Here is a 21,596-nt window from a genome sequence, read left to right as displayed (position 1 = left end):
TAGGAATTTAAAGATCATGCAAAACGCACCTATGACCGCCTTGTTGCCCGACGCGCTAGTGATGGCCGCTATCGTCGTTGCGTGGCTCAACGACACGTTTGCCGGACCCGAGAGCCGCCGCACGACGTATTTCATCGCGCTGATCTCGACGGTGGTGGCCGGCGTCTGGTACCTCATCGACGCTTTCGCGCCGGGCGCCGGGCCGCAATACTACTTCTCGCGCATGTACGTGGTGGATCCGTTCGCCAACGTGATGAAGGCGGTGGTGTCGCTGGGTTACGCGGTGTCGATCGTCTACTCGCGCAAGTATCTGGAAGACCGCGGGCTGTTCGAAGGCAACTTCTTCCTGCTCGGCATGTTCTCGCTGCTCGGCCAGCTGGTGATGATCTCGGGCAACAACTTCCTGACGCTGTATCTCGGTCTGGAACTGATGTCGCTGTCGCTGTACGCCGTGATTGCGCTGCGCCGCGAAAACGCGCCGTCGAACGAAGCCGCGATGAAGTACTACGTGCTGGGCGCGCTGGCATCGGGCTTCCTGCTGTACGGCATCTCGATGCTCTACGGCGCGACGGGTTCGCTCGAACTGAACGAAGTGCTGAAAGCGGTGGCATCGGGCCATATCAACGATGTCGTGCTGCTGTTCGGCGTGATCTTTATCGTTGCGGGTATCGCGTTCAAGATGGGCGCCGTGCCGTTCCACATGTGGGTGCCCGACGTGTATCAGGGCGCGCCGACGGCGATGTCGCTGATCGTTGGTGGTGGTCCGAAGGTTGCCGCGTTCGCGTGGGGCCGGCGCTTCCTGGTGATGGGCCTGCTGCCGCTGGCAGTGGACTGGCAGGAGATGCTGGTCATTCTGGCGGCGCTGTCGCTGATCGTCGGCAATATCACGGGTATCGTCCAGCGCAACGTCAAGCGGATGCTCGCCTACTCGGCCATCTCGAATATGGGCTTCGTGCTGCTCGGCATGCTGGCCGGCGTGGGGGACGGCAAGACGGGTTCGGCGGCGAGCGCCTACGGCTCGGCGATGTTCTACAGCATCGTCTATCTGGTGACGACGCTCGGTTCGTTCGGCGTGGTGATGCTGCTTGCACGCCGCGACTTCGAAGCCGAAACGCTCGACGACTTCAAGGGCCTCAACCAGCGCAGCCCGGTGTTCGCGTTCGTGATGATGGTGATGATGTTCTCGCTCGCCGGCATCCCGCCCGCAGTCGGTTTCTACGCGAAGCTGGCCGTGCTCGAAGCGACGATGAACGCGGGTCTCACGTGGCTGGCCGTGCTGGCCGTGATCACGTCGCTGTTCGGCGCGTTCTACTACCTGCGTATCGTCAAGCTGATGTACTTCGATGATCCCGTCGATACGACGCCGATCGCCGGCGACTCCTGCAAGCGCGCGCTGCTGGCGCTCAACGGCGTGGCCGTGGTGGTGCTCGGTATCGTGCCGGGTCCGCTGATGTCGCTCTGCCTGAACGCTATTTCGCATACGCTGCCGTTCCCGCTGTAATGTCGGCAGCGGGGTGGTTTATCGTGCTGTTGGCGCTCGTCGGCGCCAACCTGCCGTTCCTGAATCAACGTGTGTTCGGATTCATGCCGCTCAAGGGCACGAAGAAGAGCGCGTGGATCAGGATCGGCGAACTGATCGTGCTGTATTTCATTGTCGGTGCGCTCGGCTTCATGCTTGAAGCACGCGCCGGCAACCGCTTCGAGCAGGGCTGGCAGTTCTACGCGATCACCTTCAGCCTGTTCATCGTGTTCGCCTTCCCGGGCTTCACGTTCCAATATCTCGTCAAACGGCGCTGACGGTTCCGGCCGTCGCGCTTCCTGCTGCAAAGAGGCCGCACATGGCAGACCTGCCCGATCACGACGCTGCGCTGAAAGAAACCTGCATCACGAGCGAAGTCGCCTATCAAGGGCCGTTCATGACGGTCAAGTTCGACACCGTGCGTCTGCCCGACGGCAAGCAGGCCACGCGCGAATATGTGCAGCATCCCGGCGCGGTGATGGTGATTCCCCTGTTCGACGACGGCCGCGTGCTGATGGAAAGCCAGTACCGTTACGCGATGGGCAAGGTGATGTATGAATATCCGGCTGGCAAGCTCGATCCGAACGAAGATCCGCTCGATTGCGCGAAGCGCGAGCTGCTCGAAGAAACGGGATACACGGCGCGCGAGTACATCTACCTGACGCGCGTGCATCCGATCATTTCGTATTCGACGGAATTCATCGACATCTACGTCGCGCGCGGTCTGACGGCAGGTGAGCGCAAGCTCGACGATGGCGAGTTTCTCGAGACGTTTATCGCGAAGCTGTCGGACGTATCGGAGTGGGTGCGCACGGGGCAGTTGAGCGATGTGAAGACGATCATCGGTACGTTCTGGCTCGAGAAGCTGCTGTCGGGTGCGTGGCCGGAGAATGCGCCCGAAGCGGGCTGACGCGGTCAAAGCCTTGCGTCTCACCAGAAACGGCAGCTTCGCGCTGCCGTTTTTTATTGCGAACGTTGCCCGGCGGGCCGTAAATCGAGCGTCGGCGCGTCCTGCGGCAACGCGCTAGAATGGCTGGTTGCCGTTCGTTGCCATGCTGGCCTGGCCAGCAAAAAAGCAGAATGATTTTTACGAACGACCGTTCACAAATTTCCATTTTGCGCTACACTCATACGCAAGCCCTGATTCCACATGAAGGTCCTCGATCTACAGTGTCCGCACGATCACCGGTTTGAAGGCTGGTTTGCCTCCGCCGATGAATTCGAATCGCAGTTGTCCCGCAAGCTGGTCGCATGTCCGGTTTGCGGCGCGACGGAAGTGAGCCGGTTGCCATCGGCGCCGCGCCTGAATCTGTCGGGCGCGACGAGCGCGTCGAAGGAGAAGGCGGCGGACGTTGGCGAGTTGCAGGCGCAAGTGATGCGCGCACTGCGCGAGGTACTGGAAAAGACCGAGAACGTGGGCGACCGCTTCGCCGAGGAAGCGCGGCGCATTCACTACAACGAAGCGCCCGCTCGCAGCATCCGTGGCGTCACGACGCCGGAAGATGCACGCGCCCTTGTCGAAGAAGGCATCGATGTGATGCCGTTGCCTGTGCCCGCCGCACTGAAAGAGCCGCTGCAATAGCCATCGCTTGCAGTGCTCCTGGCGGCGCAAGGCCGCGGCCAGGAGCACTGCGCATGGATCTGAATTATTCCCCCGCTGACGACGCGTTCCGCGCCGACATCCGCGCCTGGCTCGAAGCGAATCTGCCTCACGAGCTGCGCGACAAAGTCCTCAATCACAAGCGTCTGAACCGCGACGATTTCGCGAGCTGGCACAAGCTGCTCGGCAAGCGCGGCTGGTCAGCGCCTGCGTGGCCTGAGCAGTACGGCGGCCCGAACTGGAACGCGACGCAGCGTCATATCTGGGACGAGGAGTGTGCGCGTCTCGGTGCGCCGACAGTGCTGCCGTTCGGCGTATCGATGGTCGCGCCCGTGCTGATGAAGTACGGCAGTGAAGCGCAAAAGCGCCACTACTTGCCGCGTATTCTCGATGGCACCGACTGGTGGTGTCAGGGGTATTCGGAGCCGGGTTCGGGTTCCGATCTTGCGTCGCTGCGTACGCGCGCCGAACGCGTCGGCGATCACTATGTCGTGAACGGCCAGAAAACCTGGACCACGCTCGGCCAGCACGCCGACATGATGTTCTGCCTCGTGCGCACGGATAGCGGCGCGAAGAAGCAGGAGGGCATCTCGTTCCTGCTAATCGACATGAAGACGCCGGGCATCACCGTGCGTCCTATCATCACGCTCGACGAAGACCACGAAGTCAACGAAGTGTTCTTCGAAGACGTCAAAGTCCCCGTCGACAATCTCGTCGGCGACGAGAACCGCGGCTGGACCTACGCGAAGTATCTGCTCGGCCACGAGCGCACGGGCATTGCGCGCGTCGGTCAGTCGAAGCGCGAACTCGCATTCCTGAAGCGCATCGCGCTGAATCAGAAAAAGAACGGCAAGCCGCTGCTGCTCGATCCGTTGTTCGCCGCGAAGGTCGCGAGCCTTGAAATCGAACTGATGGCGCTCGAAGTAACGGTGCATCGCGTGGTCGCGAATGAAGCGGGCGGACGCGGGCCGGGACCGGAAGCCTCGATGCTGAAAATCAAGGGCACAGAAGTGCAGCAAGGTTTGACCGAGTTGATGTTCGAAGCCGTCGGTCCGCTCGCCGCGCCGTTCGATCTGCCGTTCCTCGAAGGTGAACGCGCGCACAGCATCGCGGGCGACGACGATGCCGCGCCGCTGGCCGCGTACTACTTCAACTACCGCAAGACGTCGATCTACGGCGGCTCGAACGAAATTCAAAAGAACATCATCGCGCAGATGATTCTCGGACTGTGAGGAGCGGCGCATGAACTTCAATTTCACCGACGAACAGCAGCAATTCGCCGACGCGCTGCGCCGCTATCTCGACAAGCACTACGGCTTCGAAGCACGTCAGGCCATCGTCAAGACGGAAGCGGGCGTATCGGGCGAGCATTGGTCGGCGCTGGCCGAACTGGGGCTGACGGCCTTGCCTGTGCCCGAAGCGCAGGGCGGCTTCGACGGCAGCGCGATCGACATGCTGGTCGTGATGCAGGAACTGGGACGTGCGCTCGTCGTCGAGCCGTATTGGGCGACGGCGGTCGGCATCGAGGCGCTGAAGCTGTCCGGCACGGGCGAGGGCGACGATGCCGCGTTGCTCGAACGCGCGGCGCAAGGCGAGATCAAACTTGCTGTCGCGTTTCATGAACCCGATGCACGCTACGACCTGTTTTCGGTCGCAACGACGGCAGCGCGCGCGGGCGATGGTTTTGCGTTGAGCGGCACGAAATCGGTCGTGCAACATGGTGCGCAGGCTGACTACTGGATCGTGCCGGCGCGGCTCGACGGCGAGATCGCCCTGTTCATCGTCGCGCGCGATGCAGCGAACACGCAGATCACCGATTACCGCACGATCGACGGCCAGCGCGCCGCGACGCTCGTGTTCAACGCGACACCAGCGCGCAAGCTGAATGGCAGGCATGCGGGCGCCGCCGCGCTGGAACACATCGCGGACTACGCCACAGTCTTGCTGTGCTCCGAAGCCATCGGCGCACTCGACGCACTCAATGCCGCGACGGTCGAATACACGAAGACGCGCCAGCAGTTCGGCGTACCGATTGCACGCTTCCAGGCGCTGCAGCATCGCATGGTCGAGATGCTGATTCACACCGAACAGGCGCGCTCGGCCACCTATCTCGCCGCCGTGCATTACAGCAGCGACGATCTCGACGAGCGGCGTCGCGCGGTATCGGCGGCCAAGGTGCGCGTGGGACAGGCAGCGCGCTTCGTCGGCCAGCAGGCGGTGCAACTGCACGGCGGCATGGGCGTGACGAACGAAGTCGCGGCGGCGCATCTGTTCAAGCGTCTCGCCATCATCGAAACCACGCTCGGCGATGTCGATCATCATCTGGCGCGCTTTGCCGCGCTGCCGGGCTTCATCATGACTGACGCCTGAACGCGCGGGCACACAAACGAGGTAAACATGGGCTTGAGCTACGAAGACATGGAAGTCGGCAAGTCGTACGAAGTCGGCTCGCACACGTTCACGCGCGATGAAATCGTGCGCTTCGCGGAGCAGTTCGATCCGCAGCCGTTTCACGTCAGCGATGCGGGCGCGGCGGCGTCGCCATACGGCACGCTGATCGCGAGCGGCTGGCACACGTGCTCGGTGATGATGGGCATGCTGGTGCGCAACGCGCTGGCAGGTTCGACGTCGATGGGGTCGCCGGGCATCGACGATTTACGCTGGCTGAAGCCGGTGCGCGTCGGCGACACGATCCGCATGATGAATAGCGTGCTCGACAAGCGCGTGTCGGCGAGCAAGCCGGATCGCGGCATCGTGTCGACGGAATGGCAGGGCTTCAATCAGGATGGCGAACTCGTGATCACGGTGCGATCGAAGGCGATTTTCGGGCTGCGTAATCCTGGAGCGTCAGCATGACGCCGGAGCTGACGCTCGCTTCAGCGGACGACGTGCGCGCGCTGGTCGGTCAGCCGGAGCGCGTGAGCGATTGGGTCGAAGTGGATCAGGCGCGTGTCGACCGGTTTGCCGTCGCAACGGGCGATCATCAATGGAGTCACGTCGATCCTGAGCGTGCGAAGCGCGAGTCGCCGTTCGGCGGGCCGATTGCGCATGGTTTTCTGACGCTGTCGCTGATGCCTGCGTTGCTGGTCGATACGTTTCGTTTCGAGCAGCGCATGGGCGTCAACTATGGGCTTAACCGGGTGCGCTTCACGGCGCCTGTGACCGTGGGATCGCATTTGCGCGCGAGCTTCGTGGTCGAGAGCGTGACGGACGTCGAGGCAGGCGGTGTGCAGATCGCGTGGAACGTGACGCTCGAACGGCAGGGGAGCGAGCGTCCCGTGTGTGTCGCTGAGTTCATTACGCGGCACTATTTCTAGTGGTTGGCGCGGCGCCCGGTGTTGTGCGTCTGACGCAGTCGGCGCGCCGAACCGGAAAACCGACATCACTCCCCATACCTGGCAAGTTCAATCCTGGCGATGGCATTGCGATGCACTTCATCGGGACCATCGGCGAACCGCAGCCATCGCGCGGTGGTATAGGCATAGGCCAGAGGAAAATCCTCGCTCATCCCTGCTGCACCATGCGCCTGGATTGCCCAGTCGATCACCTGACAGGCCATATTGGGTGCAACAACCTTGATCATCGCGATCTCACCGCGAGCGCCTTTATTGCCGACGGTATCCATCATGTAGGCCGTCTTCAGCGTGAGTAGTCGCGCCTGCTCGATCAGACACCGCGCCTCGGCAATCCGCTCCTGCGTCACACCTTGCGCAGCAATCGGCTTGCCGAATGCCACCCGCTGCAGCGCCCGCCGCGCCATCAATTCGAGGGCGCGTTCAGCGAGCCCGATCAGCCGCATGCAATGATGAATGCGGCCAGGCCCGAGCCGTCCTTGCGCGATCTCGAAGCCACGTCCTTCGCCTAGCAGCAGGTTGGCAGCCGGCACGCGCACGTTGTCGAGCGTAATCTCCATATGGCCATGCGGCGCGTCATCGTAGCCAAACACCGTCAACGGACGATGCACGGTGATCCCCGTCGCATCGGCCGGCACGAGTATCATCGATTGCTGCGCGTGACGCGGCGCGTCCGGGTCTGTCTTGCCCATCACGATGAACAGCTTGCAGCGTGGATCGCCCGCACCCGATGACCACCACTTGTGCCCGTTGATCACATAGGTGTCGCCGTCGCGCACGATGCTGGTCTGGATGTTCGTCGCATCCGATGACGCCACCTCAGGCTCCGTCATCAGAAAGGCCGAGCGGATCTGTCCTTGCAGCAGCGGCTCCAGCCACTCGCGCCGGTTTTCTTCGCTGCCGTAGCGCTCGATCGTTTCCATGTTGCCCGTGTCGGGCGCGTTGCAGTTGAACACTTCGGGCGACCACGGCACGCGACCCATGATCTCGCATAGCGGCGCATATTCGAGGTTCGTCAGTCCCGCGCCGCGCTCGGAGTCGGGCAGGAACAGATTCCACAGGCCAGCGTCGCGCGCCTGCTGCTTCAGCGTTTCGATCAGTTCCGTCGGCACCCATGCGTTGCCCGCCTGGCGATTGCGCGCAACCTCGGCGGCATAGACCGGTTCGTTCGGATAGATGTGCTCGTCGAAGAACGTGAGCAGTTTGTCGCGCAACGCCTGGACCTTCGGTGTGTAGTCGAAATTCATTTTGCCCTCATGGATGACGTTGAATCCGGTCTACAGAGTGAGTCGATGCGGCGCCGACAGTTCATCGACGCAGTCGAATCAGCGCACTTTCTGCGCGTAGCGCCACGCGAGTTCGGCCATCGGTTTCGCGCGCCGCCCCGCGTCGGCCGCCTGTTCGCTCGCCGCCGTGCCATCGACCACACGCTTCATGATCCCTTGCAAGATCGCCGCGATGCGGAACATGTTGTACGCGAGATAGAAGTTCCAGTCGCCGGCAATCGTCAACCCCGTGCGCTCGCAATAACGTTGCACATAGCGTGCCTCGTCGGGAATGCCGAGCGCTGTCCAGTCGAGTCCCGCGATGCCGCGAAACTGCGTCGGATCGACGTGCCACGCCATGCAGTGATAGGCGAAGTCGGCGAGGGGATCGCCTAGCGTCGACAGTTCCCAGTCGAGCACGGCGAGCACGCGCGGTTCGTGAGGATCGAAGATGAGATTGTCGAGCCGGAAATCGCCATGCACGACCGACGCGTGCGTGCCCGTTTCCGCAGGCATATGCTGCGGCAGCCATTCGATCAGGCGATGCATCGCGTCGATCGGTTCCGTCTCCGAGGCCAGATACTGCTTGCTCCATCGGCCGATCTGACGTACGAAGTAGTTGCCGGGCTTCCCGTAGTCCGCAAGACCCGTTGCGTCGACATCGACCGTATGCAGCGCGGCCATCACGCGATTCATCTCGTCATAGATCGCGCCGCGCTGCGCCGGTGTCATGCCGGGCAGCGACGGATCCCACAACACACGGCCCTCGACGAACGCCATCACGTAGAAGGCACGGCCAATCACGCTTTCGTCCTCGCACAGCGCCAACATCCTTGCGACAGGCACATCCGTGTCGCGCAACGCGTGCATCACCCGATACTCGCGCTCGATCGCATGCGCGGACGGCAACAGTTTCGCGGCAGGCCCGGGTTTCGCGCGCATCACATAGGCGCGCGTCGGCGTGATCAGCTTGAAGGTGGGATTCGACTGGCCGCCCGCGAACTGTTCGAGCGTCAAGGGTCTCGTAAAGCCTTCGACATGTTGCGATAGCCACACGGACAGCGCGTCGATATCGATACGCTGCCGCTCGCTCACGGGCCGCGTGCCTTCGAATGCGGAGTAGTCGGTCGGTGTCGCGTCTTGCGGCATGTCTCCTCCGTTTGAAATCCGTCTGCTAGCTGCGCCTTATTAAAGTGAATTGCGGGTGCCGCATGCAGCATGTTTATCTGTAGTTCGGCTTGCGCTTTTCGAGGAACGCCGTGATGCCTTCCAGCCCGTCGCGATGATGCAGCGACGCGACGAAGCTGTCTCGCTCGGCAACGAGATGCTCGGGCAGTGACTGCGCGCCTGCCGCCGCGATCAGCCCTTTGATGCGCGCCTTCGAATTCGGCGAAATCTTGCCGAGATCGTCGGCCCACGCAACAGCTGCATCACGCGCGGCACCCGCCTTCGTGAGCCGGTTTACGACGCCGAGTTCATGCAGACGCTCCGCGCCGATCGGCTTGCCTTCGATCAGCACTTCCGTCGCAAGCTGGCGCGGCAACGCGCGGGCGAGAAACCACGAACCGCCGCCATCGGGCGTGAGACCGACGCGCGCGTACGACATGACGAACTTCGCGTCATCGGCGGCGACGATCAGGTCGCAGGCCAATGCGAGCGAAAAACCCGCGCCCGCCGCCGCGCCTTCGACAGCCGCGATCACCGGTTTCGTCGACGCCTGCAGCGCGGCAATCCACTCACCGAGCAGATCGATGCTTTGCGCCTGCACGGAAGGATCTTTCGCACGGTTTTCGAGCAGGCGGTTCAGGTTGCCGCCCGCACAAAAGAAGTTGTCCGCGCCCGTGATAACCACGGCACCAATCGACGTATCGCGTTCGGCCGTGTTCATCGCTTCGATGCCGGCTGCGTACATGTCCGGGTGCATCGCATTGCGCGCACCGGGGTTGGAAAGCGTCAGCACGAGCGTCGATTCGCTTTCGGCTGGGCGGGGGGCGAGCAGTTCGGCGGCCATTTATGCGGTCTCCTTTGCGTTGTCCTGATCTGCGATATCGGATTGTGTGAGCGACATGCCGAGTTGTGCACGGCGCGCGAGCCACGGCGACGGGCGATAGCGCGGATCGCCGAGCACGCCGAACATGTTGCGCAGGATCGTCAGGATGGTTGGCGCGCCGAGCGCGTCGCCGAGCGCGAGCGGCCCGCGCGGATAGCCGAGGCCGAGCGTCACGGCGAGGTCGATGTCCTGCGGCGAGGCAATCTGGCGCTGCGCGATGTCACAGCCGATGTTGACGATGGTCGCCACCACGCGCTGCGCGACGAAGCCCGTCGAATCGCGGATCACGGTAACGGGCACGCCGTCGTGCGCGAAGAGGGCGTGTGCCGTGTCGCGCGCGGCGCGCGTGGTCGCGGGCGTGGTCATCAGCGTGCGGCGCTTTGCGTCGGCGAGCGGGAACAACGTATCGATGGCGACCACACGGCTCGCGTCGAGGTTTTCATCGACGGCGGCTGTCGTTGCGTCGAAACCGAGCGGCGTCACGACGATCAGCGAATCGGCGGCTGGCGTCGTGCCTTCGTCGATGGCAACGTTGGCCTTGGCGATCAGCGCGAGTACGGCCTCGCGCGCAGCGGGCACGCGTGCGCTGATCCAGACGCGCTGCGGCAATTGCGTCGGCGCGGGCGCTTCGACGGGCGCCTGCTGCTTGCCATCGACATACGTATAGAAGCCTTCGCCCACCTTGCGTCCGATCAGTCCACCCGCGAGGCGCGTGCCCGTAATCGGTGACGGCGTGAAGCGCGGCTCTTCGTAGAACTGGTGATAGATCGATTCCATCACGGGATGCGAAACGTCGAGCGCGGTCAGATCGAGCAGTTCGAACGGCCCAAGACGGAAGCCCGCCTGTTCGCGCATGATGCGGTCGATCTCGACGAAGCTCGCGACGCCTTCATCTGCAACGCGCAGACCTTCCGTGTTCATGCCGCGGCCCGCGTGATTGACGATGAAGCCGGGCATGTCTTTCGCGCGCACGGGTGTGTGCCCCATGCGGCGCGCGAGATCCATCAACGCATTGCCTGCCGCGTGATCGCTGCGCAGACCGTCGATGACTTCGACGACCTTCATCAGCGGCACCGGGTTGAAGAAGTGATAGCCGAGTACGCGTGAAGGATCGGCGCATGCGGCCGCAATCGCCGTGATCGACAGCGACGACGTGTTCGACGCGAGAATGCAGTGCTCGCCAACTACGCCTTCGAGTTCCTTGAACAGCGCGCGCTTCACATCGAGCTTCTCGACGATCGCTTCGATGACGAGATCGCAATCCTTGAGATCGCCGATGGCGTTCGCGCCCGTCACGTTGGCGAGCGCGGCCAGCGAGCGCGAATTGTCGAGCTTGCCTTTGCTGACCAGTTTCGAGAACGTATCGGACAGGTAATCGCGTGCCGCGCCGACAGCCTCAGGGCTCGTGTCGAAACGCCTGACCTTGAGGCCCGCGAGCGCGGCGATCTGCGCGATGCCGCGACCCATCGCGCCCGCGCCGACGATGCCGACGGTCTCGATGGTGTACTGGCGAGAGGTGTTCGATGACATGATGTGACTCACTCCATGATTATTCTAAAATAGTACGTGCGTTTCTATTTGCCGTGTTCGCGCGCCTTGGCATGAACCGCGAAGACCGGGACGAATCGCAAGCGTATTTCGACATCAATCCGCAGGGAGATAACGGATGATCAAGCTGCACGGTTTTGCGCTGTCCAACTATTACAACAAAGTGAAGTTTGCGCTGCTCGAATTCGGCATTCCGTTCGAGGAAGTGCCGGTGGCGTTCAGCCAGGATGAAGCGATGCTCCAGCACTCGCCGCTCGGCAAGGTGCCGTATATCGTGACCGAGCGGGGCAGTTTGTGCGAGTCGCAGGCGATCATCGAATATCTGGCGGCGGCGTTTCCCGAGAAGGCGATTTTTTCGCCCGATCCGTGGGAAGCGGCGAAGCAGCGCGAGCTGATCACGTTCATCGACGTGCATCTCGAACTGACGGCGCGCAATCTGTACAAGCAGGCGTTTTTCGGCGGCACGGTCACGGACGCCACGAAAGGACGCACCGAGAAACTGCTGATTCATCATATCCGTGGCTTCAGAAGGCTGGCGCAGTTCACGCCGTATCTGCGCGGCGAGCAGTTCAGCATTGCGGATATTGCGGGCTTCGCGAGCCTGCCGCTCGTCGGCATGACGACGCAGGCCATTTATGGCCGCGATTTCCTGCTCGATGTCGGCATCGACTGGAAGCCGTACGTGAAGGCGATTAATGCGCGTCCCGCCGCGCAGCGCGTGACGGACGACCGCAAGGCGTACGTGGAAGCGCAAAAGAAGCAGTGAGCGCGCGGCCTGTGCGTGGGACGGATGCGACACGGCACAGGCGCCGTCTTGCGTCGCGCGCGATGACGAAGAACCTGGGTTCATTCGCAACATCGCGCGCATCGTCTTAGAGACGCGCCAGCCGTTCGAGCGCGGTGGCGAGCGTGTCTTCTTTCTTCGCGAAGCAGAAGCGCACGACGCCCGATTCGTGCGACTCGTGATAGAACGCCGAAACGGGAATGGCGGCCACGCCGATCTCGCTGGTCAGCCATTGCGCGAACTCGGCCTCGGGCATGTCGCTGATGGCCGAATAGTCGACGCACTGGAAATACGTGCCCGTACACGGCAACAGCTTGAAACGCGATTGCGCGAGACCTGCGCGGAAGAAGTCGCGCTTCTTCTGATAGAAGGCGGGCAGGTTCACATACGGTGCCGGGTCCTGCATGTAGTGCGCGAGGCCGAGTTGCATCGGCGTGTTGACCGTGAACACGTTGAACTGGTGGACCTTGCGGAACTCGGCCGTCAGCGCGGCGGGCGCGGCCACATAGCCGACCTTCCAGCCCGTCACGTGATAGGTCTTGCCGAAGCTCGACACCACGAAGCTGCGCTGCGCGAGTTCCGGATAGCGCGCGACGCTTTCGTGCGGCGCGCCGTCGTAGACCATGTGCTCGTAGACTTCATCGGACAGAATCAGCACGTTGGTGCCGCGCACGATGTCTTCGAGCTTCTTCATGTCGTCCGCGCGCCAGACGGTGCCCGTCGGGTTGTGCGGCGTGTTGATCAGGATCATGCGCGTCTTCGGCGTGATCGCGGCGGCGAGCTTGTCGAACGGGATCGCGTAGTCGGGTGCGTCGAGCGTGACGAACACGGGCTTGCCGCCCGCCAGTTCGATCGACGGCAGATAGCTGTCGTAGGTCGGCTCGACCACGATCACTTCATCGCCCGGATGGACGGCGCACAGGATGGCTGTGAGCAGCGCTTGCGTCGCGCCTGCCGTCACCGTGATTTCGGTGGTGGCATCGTAGCGGCGGCCATACAGGTTCGAGATTTTCTCGGAGATCGCCTGGCGCAACGGCGCGACACCGGCCATCGGCGGATACTGGTTGTGGCCTTCGCGCATTGCGTTCGACACGGCATCGACGATACGCGGATCGCAGTCGAAATCCGGAAAACCCTGGCCGAGATTGACGGCGTTCTTTTCGACGGCGAGCGCGCTCATCACGGTGAAGATCGTCGTGCCGACGTTGGGCAAGCGGGACGGGAACGAAGGAGTCGTGGTGGTCATGGTCGTGGTCGTCGGATCGTGCGGTGCGTTCATAAGGTAGTGCCGGGGCGGTCGCCGTCGTGGATGCCGTGCTCGTCAGGCGTGAAGCTCGATTGTAGGGAAAATCGGCGCGGCGGTTGGCCGGGCGGTGTTTTGGATACGTCGCGTGCGTGCGTCAGGCCGCGGCAGGTTCCACGGAGGCCAGCGCACATTCGGCGACGAACGGCGCGGGCTGCGCGATCCGGAAACCGAAATCGCGCGCGATCCGTTTGGCCATTTTCAGCACCGCGCGATCTTTCGACACCAGCCAGTCCGCCTGCATCGCATACGCGAGCTCGAGAAACTTCTGATCATCGCGATCTTTGCATTTGGGCACCGGAGGCGGGTGTTCGGTGGGCGCTGGCGGCTCAACCAGCGTCGAGAGCCGCGCGAGCCGGGCCAGCGCGGCGGCTTTGTCGATGGCGCGCTTTTCGAACTGCGGATAATCGAGCACGTACGTCAGTTCGGCGAGGCAGCGTGCGTCGATCAACGCGCGCAGCGCGCCGCTTTCGAGCGCGGCGAGAATGGGGCGCGTGTGCGGATCGTCGAACACGAGAATGTCGATCCACACGTTCGAATCGAGCACGACAGCGGGCGTTGGCGTCGCGGCCGGGCCGGCAACGGAGGCGGGTGTGTTCTGTTCAGGCAAGGCAGGGGTTTCGGGCATTCGTTACAATCTGGCTTTCGTCTTTGACCGCCAGGCACGGCGTGCCTGAAAGCCTCTATGATAATCGTTCTGTCGCCGGCCAAATCGCTCGACTACGAGACGCCGCCGCACGTCAAGAAGCACACGATCCCCGATTTCGTCGATGACGCCGCCGAGCTGATCGGCGATCTGCGCCGTCTGTCCCCGCATGACATCGCCTCGCTGATGGACATTTCCGATCAGCTTGCGCATCTGAATTTCCAGCGTTACGCCGAGTGGTCGCCTAAATTCGACACGTCGAATGCGAAACAGGCCGTGCTCGCCTTCAATGGCGACGTGTACGAAGGCTTCGACGCGAAGTCGCTGTCCGCTTCCGATCTCGACTACGCGCAGCAGCACGTGCGGGTGCTGTCGGGCCTGTACGGGCTGCTGCGTCCGCTCGATCTGCTGCAACCGTATCGCCTCGAAATGGGCACGCGCTTCGAGAACAGCCGCGGCAAGGATCTGTACGCGTTCTGGGGCGAGCGCATCACGCACGCGCTCAATCATCAGCTGGAAAAGAAGAACGGCGAATCGCGCGTGCTGATCAACTGCGCGTCGACCGAGTACTTCAAGTCGGTCAAGCCGAAGAAGCTCGCCGCCCCCGTGATTACGCCCGTGTTCGAGGACTGGAAGGGCGGCCGCTACAAGATCATCAGCTTTCATGCGAAGCGCGCGCGTGGCCTGATGGCGCGCTATCTGGTGGAGAACCGTTTCGAAGCGCCGGAACAGTTGAAGGGCTTCGACGTCGAAGGCTATGCATTCGATGCCGACGCATCCAACGATTCCACCTACGTCTTTCGCCGGCGCATCGCGGACTGACGCCGCGCCGAACCAGCAGGAACCTCATCATGACGCTATCCATTACCAGCAATTTCGACGCGGGCGCGATCGAAGTCCTGTCGTGCACGCAAGCCGACAACATTCGCTTGCGCGTGCGTCCCGACAGCCATGCCGATTTTGCGCAGTGGTTCTATTTCCGCCTGTCGGGCGCGCGCGGCGAGCGCTGCGTGATGACCTTCGAGAACGCCGCCGATTGTGCGTTCGCCGACGGCTGGCGCAACTATCAGGCATGTGCGAGCTATGACCGCGTGAACTGGTTTCGCGTGCCGACTTCGTACGATGGCCGCGTGCTGACCATCGATCACACGCCCGATTTCGACCGTATCTACTACGCGTACTTCGAGCCATACGGCGAAGAGCGCCATTCGGAATTTCTCGGCGCGGTTCAGCAGATGCCGCAAGCGGCGCTGACGGAACTGGGCAAGACGGTCGAAGGCCGGCCGATGTCGCTGCTCACGCTGGGCGCGCCGACCTTGCTCGACGACGGCTCGTTGAAGCCGAAGAAGAAAATCTGGATCATCGCGCGCCAGCATCCGGGTGAGACGATGGCTGAATGGTTCGTCGAAGGGCTGGTGCAGCGGCTCGCAGGGTGGGGCGACTGGTCGGGAGACCCCGTCGCGCGCAAGCTCTTCGATTACGCCGATTTCTTCATCGTGCCGAACATGAATCCGGACGGCAGCGTGCACGGCAATCTGCGCACGAATGCGGCGGGCGCGAACCTGAATCGCGAAGGGTTGGAGCCGGATGCCGCGCGCAGTCCTGAAGTGCTGCTGGTGCGCGACGCTATTCACGCGACGGGCTGCGATCTGTTCTTCGACATTCACGGCGACGAAGCGTTGCCGTATGTGTTCGTGGCCGGCTCGGAGATGCTGCCGAGCTTCACCGAGCGTCAGCGCGAAGAGCAGACCACGTTCATCGAGAACTTCAAGCGCGCGAGTCCCGACTTCCAGGACAAGTTTGGTTATGAGGCGAGCAAGTATCGGCAGGACGCGCTCAAGCTTGCTTCGAAGTACATCGGCAATGAGTTTGGCTGTCTGTCGCTGACGCTCGAGATGCCGTTCAAGGACAACGCCAATCTGCCTGACGAACGTGTGGGCTGGAATGGCGAGCGCAGCGCGTCACTCGGCGCGTCGATGTTGCAGGCGATTCTCTGGCACATGGAAACGTTCGCCTGACGCACTACGTTGCTGAATAGCAAAGGTATGTAAAAAGCGAGGCCACGCGGAATGCGTGGCCTCGCTTTTTGTTGCTTGCGTGGTTTGCGGGCATGACTGCCCGCATGGTCCGATTACGCGTTGGTCAACACGCGCAGATGCAGCTTCAATGCGTTTTGGCCGCGGACTTCTTCGTGCTCGACTTGGTGGCGCTGCTCTTGGTCGTCACCGCCTTGCCCGAGTTCTTCTTCGAGCCTTTGCCGCTCGCGCCGTGCTTGCCCTTCACGCTATTCGATCCCGACGACGCCGCACTGCGCGCGCGCAACGGTGCCACCGGGTCGTTCCAGCTGAACGCGAGCATCTGCGCGCCGACGTAGCCACAGCGGAATTTCAGTTGCGATGGATCGCCGCCGCCTTGCGGCATGCCGAGGCCCTCGACGGTCACGATGCTGTCGACCTTGACCTTCTGCTTGCCTTCGTCGAACGAATCGTTCCACGGCGTGACGGCTGCGTGTGCGCTATCGAAAGAACTGGGTGGAAACTCGACGTGATCGAAAGCCGTCGATGTGCTGGCAACGAAGTCGCCATGCGCAGCGCAATCCGCGACGAGCGGATCGGCGTGCATATCGTTGATGAACTTGCTGACGAGGTCGTTGTGCTGCCCGAGTTGATCGGCGAAAGCAGGCAGCGAGCATGCGAGCGCTGCGCTCGCCACCCACACCGCTAACCGGCCGACCAACCGCGGCAATCGGCGCGGTGCGTTGGTGCGATCCATCTATCTCTGTTCAATGCTGTGAAGACTTCAGGCACATAAGATGCCCGTCCGCATGCAGGAGTTCAATCCTGGCACAAATATTTTCCTATGTCGTGGTGGCGAGGCTCAACAGGCGATAGATCGGCGGATCGTGCAGGGTATGCAAGCGCATGCGGTGACGGCTGGGCCGTCTCGCTGTCCTTGCAATGCGAAGCTGGAGAGAGTCAGGTGCGTGGGCCGCCGAGGCGATACCGGCGCACGTCGTAAGTCGTGACCCACGCGGGGCGATAGACGGCGATCAACGCAGTCGACATGCCCGTGAACCACGATTCACCCGACGCAAGCAGGAACACGCTGAACACATAGCCGGCCGGGATGACGGACATGGATCCGTTCGCGAGCGCGATATGCGTTGCCAACGCAACGGCCGACGCCACCGTAACGGCGATGGCAGGCGACACGAAGCCCTGACCGAAGATGAACATGAAGAGATTGCGCGGCAGCCATGCGACGCTCGCGCGTTGCAGAAGTGTCGATACACCGACGGGCACTGCACCGAATACGAGGAAGGTAAGCGCGATGCCTTGCCATGGTGCGTCGAACACGACGGCAGCAAGGCCCGTCACGATAGCCATTGCGATGAGGGCGAGTCCCCAGTCGAACAGCGTGACGACGAGCGTGGCGCCGAGCAGGTGAATGACGGTGCCGTCTTCGAGCCACGCGTTGGTTGCCCACAGCACCGAAACCGCGACGATGATGGCGAGCCACACGTGCTGGAGCACGGGTTCCTGCAGGCGCCGGAACGGGTTCTTCCAGAACGCGAGCGCGAGCAAAGCCACAGCGGCGATCCAGCCACCGACAGCGACCCACAATGGAAGCGGTGTGTAGAGGAAACCCATAGCTTCATATTACTCGTTGAACAGCGAAACGTGTGAGCGGATTCCGTGCCAGTGATGATTTATGTCGATTGGCGGTGATTCCTTTCGACCTTTACATCGCGCCATCGTCGCGCTCCGGGCGCTTGCGCCGTGTGTTGTAAGGCGTTGTCGCTTCGGCCGCCATCGGCAGTTGAGCAGTCGTGTCGCTGGCGGGCAACGGATAGCGGAAAGACCGCGGTTTGTGTTGACGCAGAGGCACGACATTCGGCGCTACGCGAGCAGGGCGTTGGATGCGATTGTGTCCGCTGCGCAGCACTTCGAGTTGAGCCGTGAGCCAGCCGTTGTAGATCGCGACGGCGGCGGCGCGATTGGGCGCGCCCAATTGCTGGAAGATTGTCGCCAGATGGATTTTCACGGTGCCCTCGCTGATGCCAAGCGCGCGAGCAATCATTTTATTCGTATTGCCCATATGGACGCAGCGCATGATCTGCTCCTGTCGCGGCGAGAGGCCGCCGGCGAGGCGCGGACGCCGGGGCGGCGCGACCCGTTCGAGCGAGTGAGCTTCGTTCAGCGGACGCACAAGCTTGCCCGATGGCTTGGGCGCTTCGAACGCAAGCGCGCCGGCGGGAATGTAGTGAACGCCCAGCAGGACCATTTCGAGCGCACGCACGATCACGCGTGGATCGGTCGAGCGTGGGATCACGCCGAGCACGCCTTTCTCGACGAACGCGCGAACCTGGGCAGGCGAGATGTCGTCGACCAGCACGGCGACGGGCAGGCCGGGATGATTGGCGAGCAGGATGCGCGCCTCCGCGGGCGACATCCATTCCTCCCAGTCGATCAGCAGCAGATCCGGCTGCAGGCGGCGCAGCGTTCGCTCGACCTGCGGCCAGTCCTGCGCTTCACCGAACCGGGCCTGCCGGTCCACTTGCCGTAACAGCGCCTTGAGTCCTTCCCTGCGTTCGGCGTCTGAGTTGAATACTAAAAAACGCATGCATTGCCTCCTGAGCGATCGGTCGTAGCGGCGCGATGCACGCAACGAAATCGTCGTTGCGCGGCGATGCACCATCGTGACGATAATGACAAATTCCGAGTCGCATGGCGGCCTGTCCAAGTGGCATAGGACGAGTGCCATAAAAAAAGCCCCGCACGCGGCGGGGCTTGATCTAAGGCATAGAAAATTCTGAAGTTATCAGTGGAAATGCGGTTGAGCAGGCTCGGCATCTTCCGGCATTTCTGCGTGAACGATCTCACCTAGCGGATCGGCGTAAAGCGGGACGCCGCAATCGTCGCAATACTCAGGTTCGAAACGGCCGGCGTGACGGCGGATATCCGTGATGCCCGTTTCCTTTAGCAACGCCACGATGTCTTCGAGCGGGCCTTCTGCCGACATGGCTTCCTGCGGTTCTTCGTCGATGCTCGGGTCGCCGTTCTCGCGTCCGTACAGCGGCCACACGACGCCGTAGATCACATCGTTGCTGCCGCGGCGTGTGAAGCCGATGCGATATTCGTCGATGCGCCGTTCGCCGAAACCCGCGACCACCGCGCGCAGTTCGTCGGGCGTCGCGCCGATCGTGTCGAACAGATAGCGGACTGCCGTGCGCACGGTGTGCGGGCGCACGCGTTCGTCGGCGTCGCGGCAGGCCGAGTAGTAGGCGTCCGGCAGCAGGCATTCGAACTCGCAGCCGGGCAGCACGACGGCCAGGTTGGCGCCACCTTGCGTAGCCCATTGCTCGAGGCACTGGCTGCGCTCGATGCGGGTGCCGTGTTCTTCTTCCTGCCAGCGGAACACGGGCGCGCCGACGGGCGCGGCCACGACGGCCAGCAGGAAACGCGGGTCGGCCAGAATAGGTGACGTTTCCGGCAACTCGCCAAAGTTGATTTTTGCGTTGCCGCCGCCGACAGCCGCCTGCGCAAGCTGCTGCGCAAGGCGCCACGTTTCGACGTGATGACGCGGCAACTGGTCGATGCTATACATAAAGGGCGCCATCGCGACGCGGGTATCGGCAGCCAGCACGTGAGCCTGCAGATGCGCGCGCAGGGCGTCGGCCGCGTCGCCCTTGAGCGCGCCCGATGGAATGACGTAGCGCGTCCAGGCGAGTACGGGCGCGGCGATCAGCAGCGCTTCGTACTGCACGCCCTCGTGATCGACGATCAGCGACTCGCTATGCGTTTCGGCCATGTCGGCGAGCGCGCCATAGGCGTCGGGATGATTCTGCTGCAGATGGTCGAGCGCGGCGTCGAGCGTCGTCTGGTTGCCGTTGCGGACTATTTTCGCGAGCAGAGCGTCGAGCTTGGCTTCCCAGAAACGGTCTTCGGTGCGGCTGCCCGACGCAAACAGCGCGAGCGACAGACCGACCAGCTTGTCGGCATCGGGAGGGAGACGTTTGGCGATTCGCGAGCGCATAAATCCGGAGGTTGTGTGCAGAGAACCACATATTCTAGACGTTTCTTCGTCGACATATTATCGACACGCGCTGCTGGCAGCGAATCGCCCGCATTGTGGGCGTTCCGGGCCTTGCGCGGTCTGGGTACGGTCGTTGGCCGGCGAGGCGTGGCGCGCCGCGCGTGGCTTTCGCCTGAGCTTTCCTATACTCGTTCTACAGACGTTTCGAGGTCCGCGCGGCAGTCGTTCCGGCGGGAGTGGGTTCGTGTCGGGGGTGACGCATGGTGAAGTCGGATCAACTGATCGAGCGGCTGGCGGCCGTGTTCGCGTTGCTGCTGCTGGTGGGCGGCTCGCTGCTGGTGCTGGCGCCGTTCACGACCGCGCTGCTGTGGGGCGCGATTCTCAGCTATAGCTCGTGGGGCTTGTACTGCAAGCTATCGACGACGCTTGGCGGGCGACGCAAGTGGGCGGCCACGCTGATCGTTTTGATCATTCTGGTGGTCGTGCTTGGGCCGTTCGTCTATGCGGGGTTTGCGTTGGGCGCCCACACCAAGGAGCTCACCCAGTTCGTTCAGCATCTGATGGACGCAGGCTTGCCCGATCTCCCGGATTGGGTGGCGCGGATACCGCTCGTGGGTTCGAGCATCGAATCTTTCTGGGAGCGCGTGACCAGTAGCAATTCCGAGATGGTCGCGCAATTGCGCGTGCTGGCCGCGCCGGCCGGCAAGTGGATTCTCGCTGCTGCGCTTGCTATCACGCATGGGTTGGGACTGCTCGCGCTCAGTATCATCCTGACGTTCTTTTTCTATACGGGCGGTGAGGGCGCGGCTGCGTGGCTCAACGCGGGCATGCGGCGCATCGCCGGAGAGCGCGCCGACTATCTGCTGAATCTGGCGGGCAGCACGGTGAAGGGCGTGGTGTACGGCATCCTCGGGACGGCGCTGGTGCAAGGCGTGCTGGCGGGCTTCGGCTGCTGGATCGCGGGCGTGCCGACGCCGGCATTGCTCGGGCTGGCGACGTTCTTTCTGTCAGTGATTCCTGGTGGTCCTGTCGTGGTGTGGTTGCCGGCTGCCATCTGGCTGTATCACGGAGGCGCGACGGGATGGGCGATTTTTCTGGTGGTATGGGGCGTTGTCGTCGTGGGGATGTCGGATAACGTCGTCAAGCCTATCCTGATCGGCAAGAGCAGTGACATGCCCTTGATCCTCGTGATGCTCGGCATTCTTGGCGGCGCGTTCGCGTTTGGTTTCCTTGGCGTGTTCATCGGTCCGACGCTGCTGGCCGTGGCGTACACCGTGCTGCACGACTGGACGATCGGCTCGCCCGACGCGCGTGAGCTAGCGGCGCGAGCTGGCGGAAAACCGTTGGACCCGGTCGCGACTGTGCCAGTCGAGAAAGCGCGCGAGGATTGATGGGCTGTGCCTGCGTAAAAAAACTTGCGTCACACCCTTGTCACGGGGCGCGGGATGGCCTAAGATTCGCGTCCTCGTTCGGTAGCGCAGTGGTTGGGCGC

Annotated in this window: 22 protein-coding genes; 12 read left to right on the top strand and 10 right to left on the bottom strand. The window is 62.7% G+C overall.

Annotated features, from left to right (window positions below):
- Positions 1 to 16: 16 nt before the first annotated feature.
- From nuoN to DK391_RS30360, 8 genes are all read left to right on the top strand, one after another.
- Positions 17 to 1,501, top strand: a complete 1,485-nt coding sequence (nuoN, locus tag DK391_RS30395; protein WP_109481706.1) for an NADH-quinone oxidoreductase subunit NuoN — start codon at positions 17 to 19, stop codon at positions 1,499 to 1,501.
- A complete protein-coding gene (locus DK391_RS30390) occupies positions 1,501 to 1,797 on the top strand; it encodes a DUF2818 family protein (RefSeq protein WP_109481705.1) in 297 nt (98 codons plus the stop codon). Before nuoN ends, DK391_RS30390 begins: the two co-directional genes overlap by 1 nt.
- Positions 1,798 to 1,838: 41 nt before the next feature.
- On the top strand, positions 1,839 to 2,429 hold the full coding sequence (locus DK391_RS30385) for an NUDIX hydrolase (RefSeq protein WP_109481704.1): 591 nt from the start codon (positions 1,839 to 1,841) through the stop codon (positions 2,427 to 2,429).
- Positions 2,430 to 2,669: 240 nt separating this feature from the next.
- Positions 2,670 to 3,101 (top strand): DUF1178 family protein, encoded by a 432-nt coding sequence (locus DK391_RS30380; protein WP_109481703.1) that lies wholly within the window; start codon positions 2,670 to 2,672, stop codon positions 3,099 to 3,101.
- Between the two features lie 53 nt (positions 3,102 to 3,154).
- A complete protein-coding gene (locus DK391_RS30375; RefSeq protein WP_109481702.1) occupies positions 3,155 to 4,351 on the top strand; it encodes an acyl-CoA dehydrogenase family protein in 1,197 nt (398 codons plus the stop codon).
- Between the two features lie 10 nt (positions 4,352 to 4,361).
- Positions 4,362 to 5,489 (top strand): acyl-CoA dehydrogenase, encoded by a 1,128-nt coding sequence (locus DK391_RS30370; RefSeq protein WP_109481701.1) that lies wholly within the window; start codon positions 4,362 to 4,364, stop codon positions 5,487 to 5,489.
- 27 nt (positions 5,490 to 5,516) lie between these two features.
- The gene (locus DK391_RS30365; protein WP_109481700.1) at positions 5,517 to 5,975 is read left to right on the top strand and encodes a MaoC family dehydratase; all 459 of its coding nucleotides are present in this window, start codon (positions 5,517 to 5,519) and stop codon (positions 5,973 to 5,975) included.
- Positions 5,972 to 6,436 carry a MaoC family dehydratase gene (locus tag DK391_RS30360; protein WP_109481699.1) on the top strand — a complete coding sequence of 155 codons (465 nt, stop codon included), beginning with the start codon at positions 5,972 to 5,974 and terminating at the stop codon, positions 6,434 to 6,436. The genes DK391_RS30365 and DK391_RS30360 overlap by 4 nt, the downstream gene beginning before the upstream one ends.
- Positions 6,437 to 6,501: 65 nt before the next feature.
- Here DK391_RS30360 and DK391_RS30355 read toward each other — a convergent pair whose 3' ends face one another.
- The 4 genes from DK391_RS30355 to DK391_RS30340 form a co-directional block, all read right to left on the bottom strand.
- Positions 6,502 to 7,719, bottom strand: a complete 1,218-nt coding sequence (locus tag DK391_RS30355; protein ID WP_109481698.1) for an acyl-CoA dehydrogenase family protein — start codon at positions 7,717 to 7,719, stop codon at positions 6,502 to 6,504.
- Positions 7,720 to 7,797: 78 nt separating this feature from the next.
- Positions 7,798 to 8,886 (bottom strand): phosphotransferase, encoded by a 1,089-nt coding sequence (locus DK391_RS30350; protein WP_109481697.1) that lies wholly within the window; start codon positions 8,884 to 8,886, stop codon positions 7,798 to 7,800.
- A gap of 73 nt (positions 8,887 to 8,959) precedes the next feature.
- The gene (locus tag DK391_RS30345) at positions 8,960 to 9,748 is read right to left on the bottom strand and encodes an enoyl-CoA hydratase (RefSeq protein ID WP_109481696.1); all 789 of its coding nucleotides are present in this window, start codon (positions 9,746 to 9,748) and stop codon (positions 8,960 to 8,962) included.
- Positions 9,749 to 11,317: a 3-hydroxyacyl-CoA dehydrogenase gene (locus DK391_RS30340; RefSeq protein ID WP_109481695.1), complete on the bottom strand. Its 1,569-nt coding sequence runs from the start codon at positions 11,315 to 11,317 to the stop codon at positions 9,749 to 9,751.
- Positions 11,318 to 11,453: 136 nt separating this feature from the next.
- Between DK391_RS30340 and DK391_RS30335 the strand changes: the two genes are divergently transcribed.
- Entirely contained in the window at positions 11,454 to 12,101 is a 648-nt protein-coding gene (locus DK391_RS30335; RefSeq protein WP_109481694.1) for a glutathione S-transferase, read from the top strand.
- Positions 12,102 to 12,207: 106 nt separating this feature from the next.
- Here the strand turns inward: DK391_RS30335 and DK391_RS30330 are convergent, their stop codons facing one another.
- Together DK391_RS30330 and DK391_RS30325 are read right to left on the bottom strand one after the other, a co-directional pair.
- Positions 12,208 to 13,398: a pyridoxal phosphate-dependent aminotransferase gene (locus DK391_RS30330; RefSeq protein ID WP_109481693.1), complete on the bottom strand. Its 1,191-nt coding sequence runs from the start codon at positions 13,396 to 13,398 to the stop codon at positions 12,208 to 12,210.
- 121 nt (positions 13,399 to 13,519) lie between these two features.
- Positions 13,520 to 14,050 (bottom strand): putative toxin-antitoxin system toxin component, PIN family, encoded by a 531-nt coding sequence (locus DK391_RS30325; protein WP_109481692.1) that lies wholly within the window; start codon positions 14,048 to 14,050, stop codon positions 13,520 to 13,522.
- 57 nt (positions 14,051 to 14,107) lie between these two features.
- On the opposite strand from DK391_RS30325, the gene yaaA reads away from it, so the two are divergent.
- Together yaaA and DK391_RS30315 are read left to right on the top strand one after the other, a co-directional pair.
- Positions 14,108 to 14,890, top strand: coding sequence for a peroxide stress protein YaaA (yaaA, locus tag DK391_RS30320; RefSeq protein WP_109481691.1), 783 nt, complete (start codon positions 14,108 to 14,110; stop codon positions 14,888 to 14,890).
- Between the two features lie 29 nt (positions 14,891 to 14,919).
- Positions 14,920 to 16,086, top strand: coding sequence for a M14-type cytosolic carboxypeptidase (locus tag DK391_RS30315; protein ID WP_109481690.1), 1,167 nt, complete (start codon positions 14,920 to 14,922; stop codon positions 16,084 to 16,086).
- A gap of 145 nt (positions 16,087 to 16,231) precedes the next feature.
- On the opposite strand, the gene DK391_RS30310 is transcribed toward DK391_RS30315, so the two are convergent.
- From DK391_RS30310 to DK391_RS30295, 4 genes are all read right to left on the bottom strand, one after another.
- Entirely contained in the window at positions 16,232 to 16,840 is a 609-nt protein-coding gene (locus DK391_RS30310) for a hypothetical protein (RefSeq protein ID WP_109481689.1), read from the bottom strand.
- 203 nt (positions 16,841 to 17,043) lie between these two features.
- Entirely contained in the window at positions 17,044 to 17,718 is a 675-nt protein-coding gene (locus tag DK391_RS30305) for an energy-coupling factor ABC transporter permease (protein ID WP_109481688.1), read from the bottom strand.
- A 91-nt stretch (positions 17,719 to 17,809) separates the two neighbouring features.
- Positions 17,810 to 18,691, bottom strand: a complete 882-nt coding sequence (locus DK391_RS30300) for a response regulator transcription factor (RefSeq protein ID WP_109481725.1) — start codon at positions 18,689 to 18,691, stop codon at positions 17,810 to 17,812.
- Positions 18,692 to 18,889: 198 nt separating this feature from the next.
- The gene (locus DK391_RS30295; RefSeq protein ID WP_109481687.1) at positions 18,890 to 20,104 is read right to left on the bottom strand and encodes a DUF2863 family protein; all 1,215 of its coding nucleotides are present in this window, start codon (positions 20,102 to 20,104) and stop codon (positions 18,890 to 18,892) included.
- A 260-nt stretch (positions 20,105 to 20,364) separates the two neighbouring features.
- Between DK391_RS30295 and DK391_RS30290 the strand changes: the two genes are divergently transcribed.
- A complete protein-coding gene (locus tag DK391_RS30290; protein WP_109481686.1) occupies positions 20,365 to 21,495 on the top strand; it encodes an AI-2E family transporter in 1,131 nt (376 codons plus the stop codon).
- The last annotated feature ends 101 nt before the right edge of the window (positions 21,496 to 21,596 follow it).

The organism is Paraburkholderia sp. C35, from assembly GCF_003121405.1.
Classification (GTDB): Bacteria; Pseudomonadota; Gammaproteobacteria; order Burkholderiales; family Burkholderiaceae; genus Paraburkholderia.
Note: the sequence above shows the minus strand (reverse complement) of the source record. Positions and strands in the feature narration are given on the sequence as shown.

Excerpts from the sequence above, each read along its gene's own strand:
- DK391_RS30380 (WP_109481703.1), top strand. The coding sequence starts at position 2,670 with ATGAAGGTCCTCGATCTACAGTGTCCGCACGATCACCGGTTTGAAGGC.
- yaaA (WP_109481691.1), top strand. The coding sequence starts at position 14,108 with ATGATAATCGTTCTGTCGCCGGCCAAATCGCTCGACTACGAGACGCCG.
- DK391_RS30370 (WP_109481701.1), top strand. The coding sequence starts at position 4,362 with ATGAACTTCAATTTCACCGACGAACAGCAGCAATTCGCCGACGCGCTG.
- DK391_RS30340 (WP_109481695.1), bottom strand. The coding sequence starts at position 11,317 with ATGTCATCGAACACCTCTCGCCAGTACACCATCGAGACCGTCGGCATC.
- DK391_RS30295 (WP_109481687.1), bottom strand. The coding sequence starts at position 20,104 with ATGCGCTCGCGAATCGCCAAACGTCTCCCTCCCGATGCCGACAAGCTG.
- DK391_RS30300 (WP_109481725.1), bottom strand. The coding sequence starts at position 18,691 with ATGCGTTTTTTAGTATTCAACTCAGACGCCGAACGCAGGGAAGGACTC.
- DK391_RS30355 (WP_109481698.1), bottom strand. The coding sequence starts at position 7,719 with ATGAATTTCGACTACACACCGAAGGTCCAGGCGTTGCGCGACAAACTG.
- DK391_RS30385 (WP_109481704.1), top strand. The coding sequence starts at position 1,839 with ATGGCAGACCTGCCCGATCACGACGCTGCGCTGAAAGAAACCTGCATC.
- DK391_RS30290 (WP_109481686.1), top strand. The coding sequence starts at position 20,365 with ATGGTGAAGTCGGATCAACTGATCGAGCGGCTGGCGGCCGTGTTCGCG.
- DK391_RS30375 (WP_109481702.1), top strand. The coding sequence starts at position 3,155 with ATGGATCTGAATTATTCCCCCGCTGACGACGCGTTCCGCGCCGACATC.
- DK391_RS30365 (WP_109481700.1), top strand. The coding sequence starts at position 5,517 with ATGGGCTTGAGCTACGAAGACATGGAAGTCGGCAAGTCGTACGAAGTC.
- DK391_RS30360 (WP_109481699.1), top strand. The coding sequence starts at position 5,972 with ATGACGCCGGAGCTGACGCTCGCTTCAGCGGACGACGTGCGCGCGCTG.
- DK391_RS30350 (WP_109481697.1), bottom strand. The coding sequence starts at position 8,886 with ATGCCGCAAGACGCGACACCGACCGACTACTCCGCATTCGAAGGCACG.
- nuoN (WP_109481706.1), top strand. The coding sequence starts at position 17 with ATGCAAAACGCACCTATGACCGCCTTGTTGCCCGACGCGCTAGTGATG.
- DK391_RS30330 (WP_109481693.1), bottom strand. The coding sequence starts at position 13,398 with ATGAACGCACCGCACGATCCGACGACCACGACCATGACCACCACGACT.
- DK391_RS30335 (WP_109481694.1), top strand. The coding sequence starts at position 11,454 with ATGATCAAGCTGCACGGTTTTGCGCTGTCCAACTATTACAACAAAGTG.
- DK391_RS30310 (WP_109481689.1), bottom strand. The coding sequence starts at position 16,840 with ATGGATCGCACCAACGCACCGCGCCGATTGCCGCGGTTGGTCGGCCGG.
- DK391_RS30390 (WP_109481705.1), top strand. The coding sequence starts at position 1,501 with ATGTCGGCAGCGGGGTGGTTTATCGTGCTGTTGGCGCTCGTCGGCGCC.
- DK391_RS30325 (WP_109481692.1), bottom strand. The coding sequence starts at position 14,050 with ATGCCCGAAACCCCTGCCTTGCCTGAACAGAACACACCCGCCTCCGTT.
- DK391_RS30305 (WP_109481688.1), bottom strand. The coding sequence starts at position 17,718 with ATGGGTTTCCTCTACACACCGCTTCCATTGTGGGTCGCTGTCGGTGGC.
- DK391_RS30315 (WP_109481690.1), top strand. The coding sequence starts at position 14,920 with ATGACGCTATCCATTACCAGCAATTTCGACGCGGGCGCGATCGAAGTC.
- DK391_RS30345 (WP_109481696.1), bottom strand. The coding sequence starts at position 9,748 with ATGGCCGCCGAACTGCTCGCCCCCCGCCCAGCCGAAAGCGAATCGACG.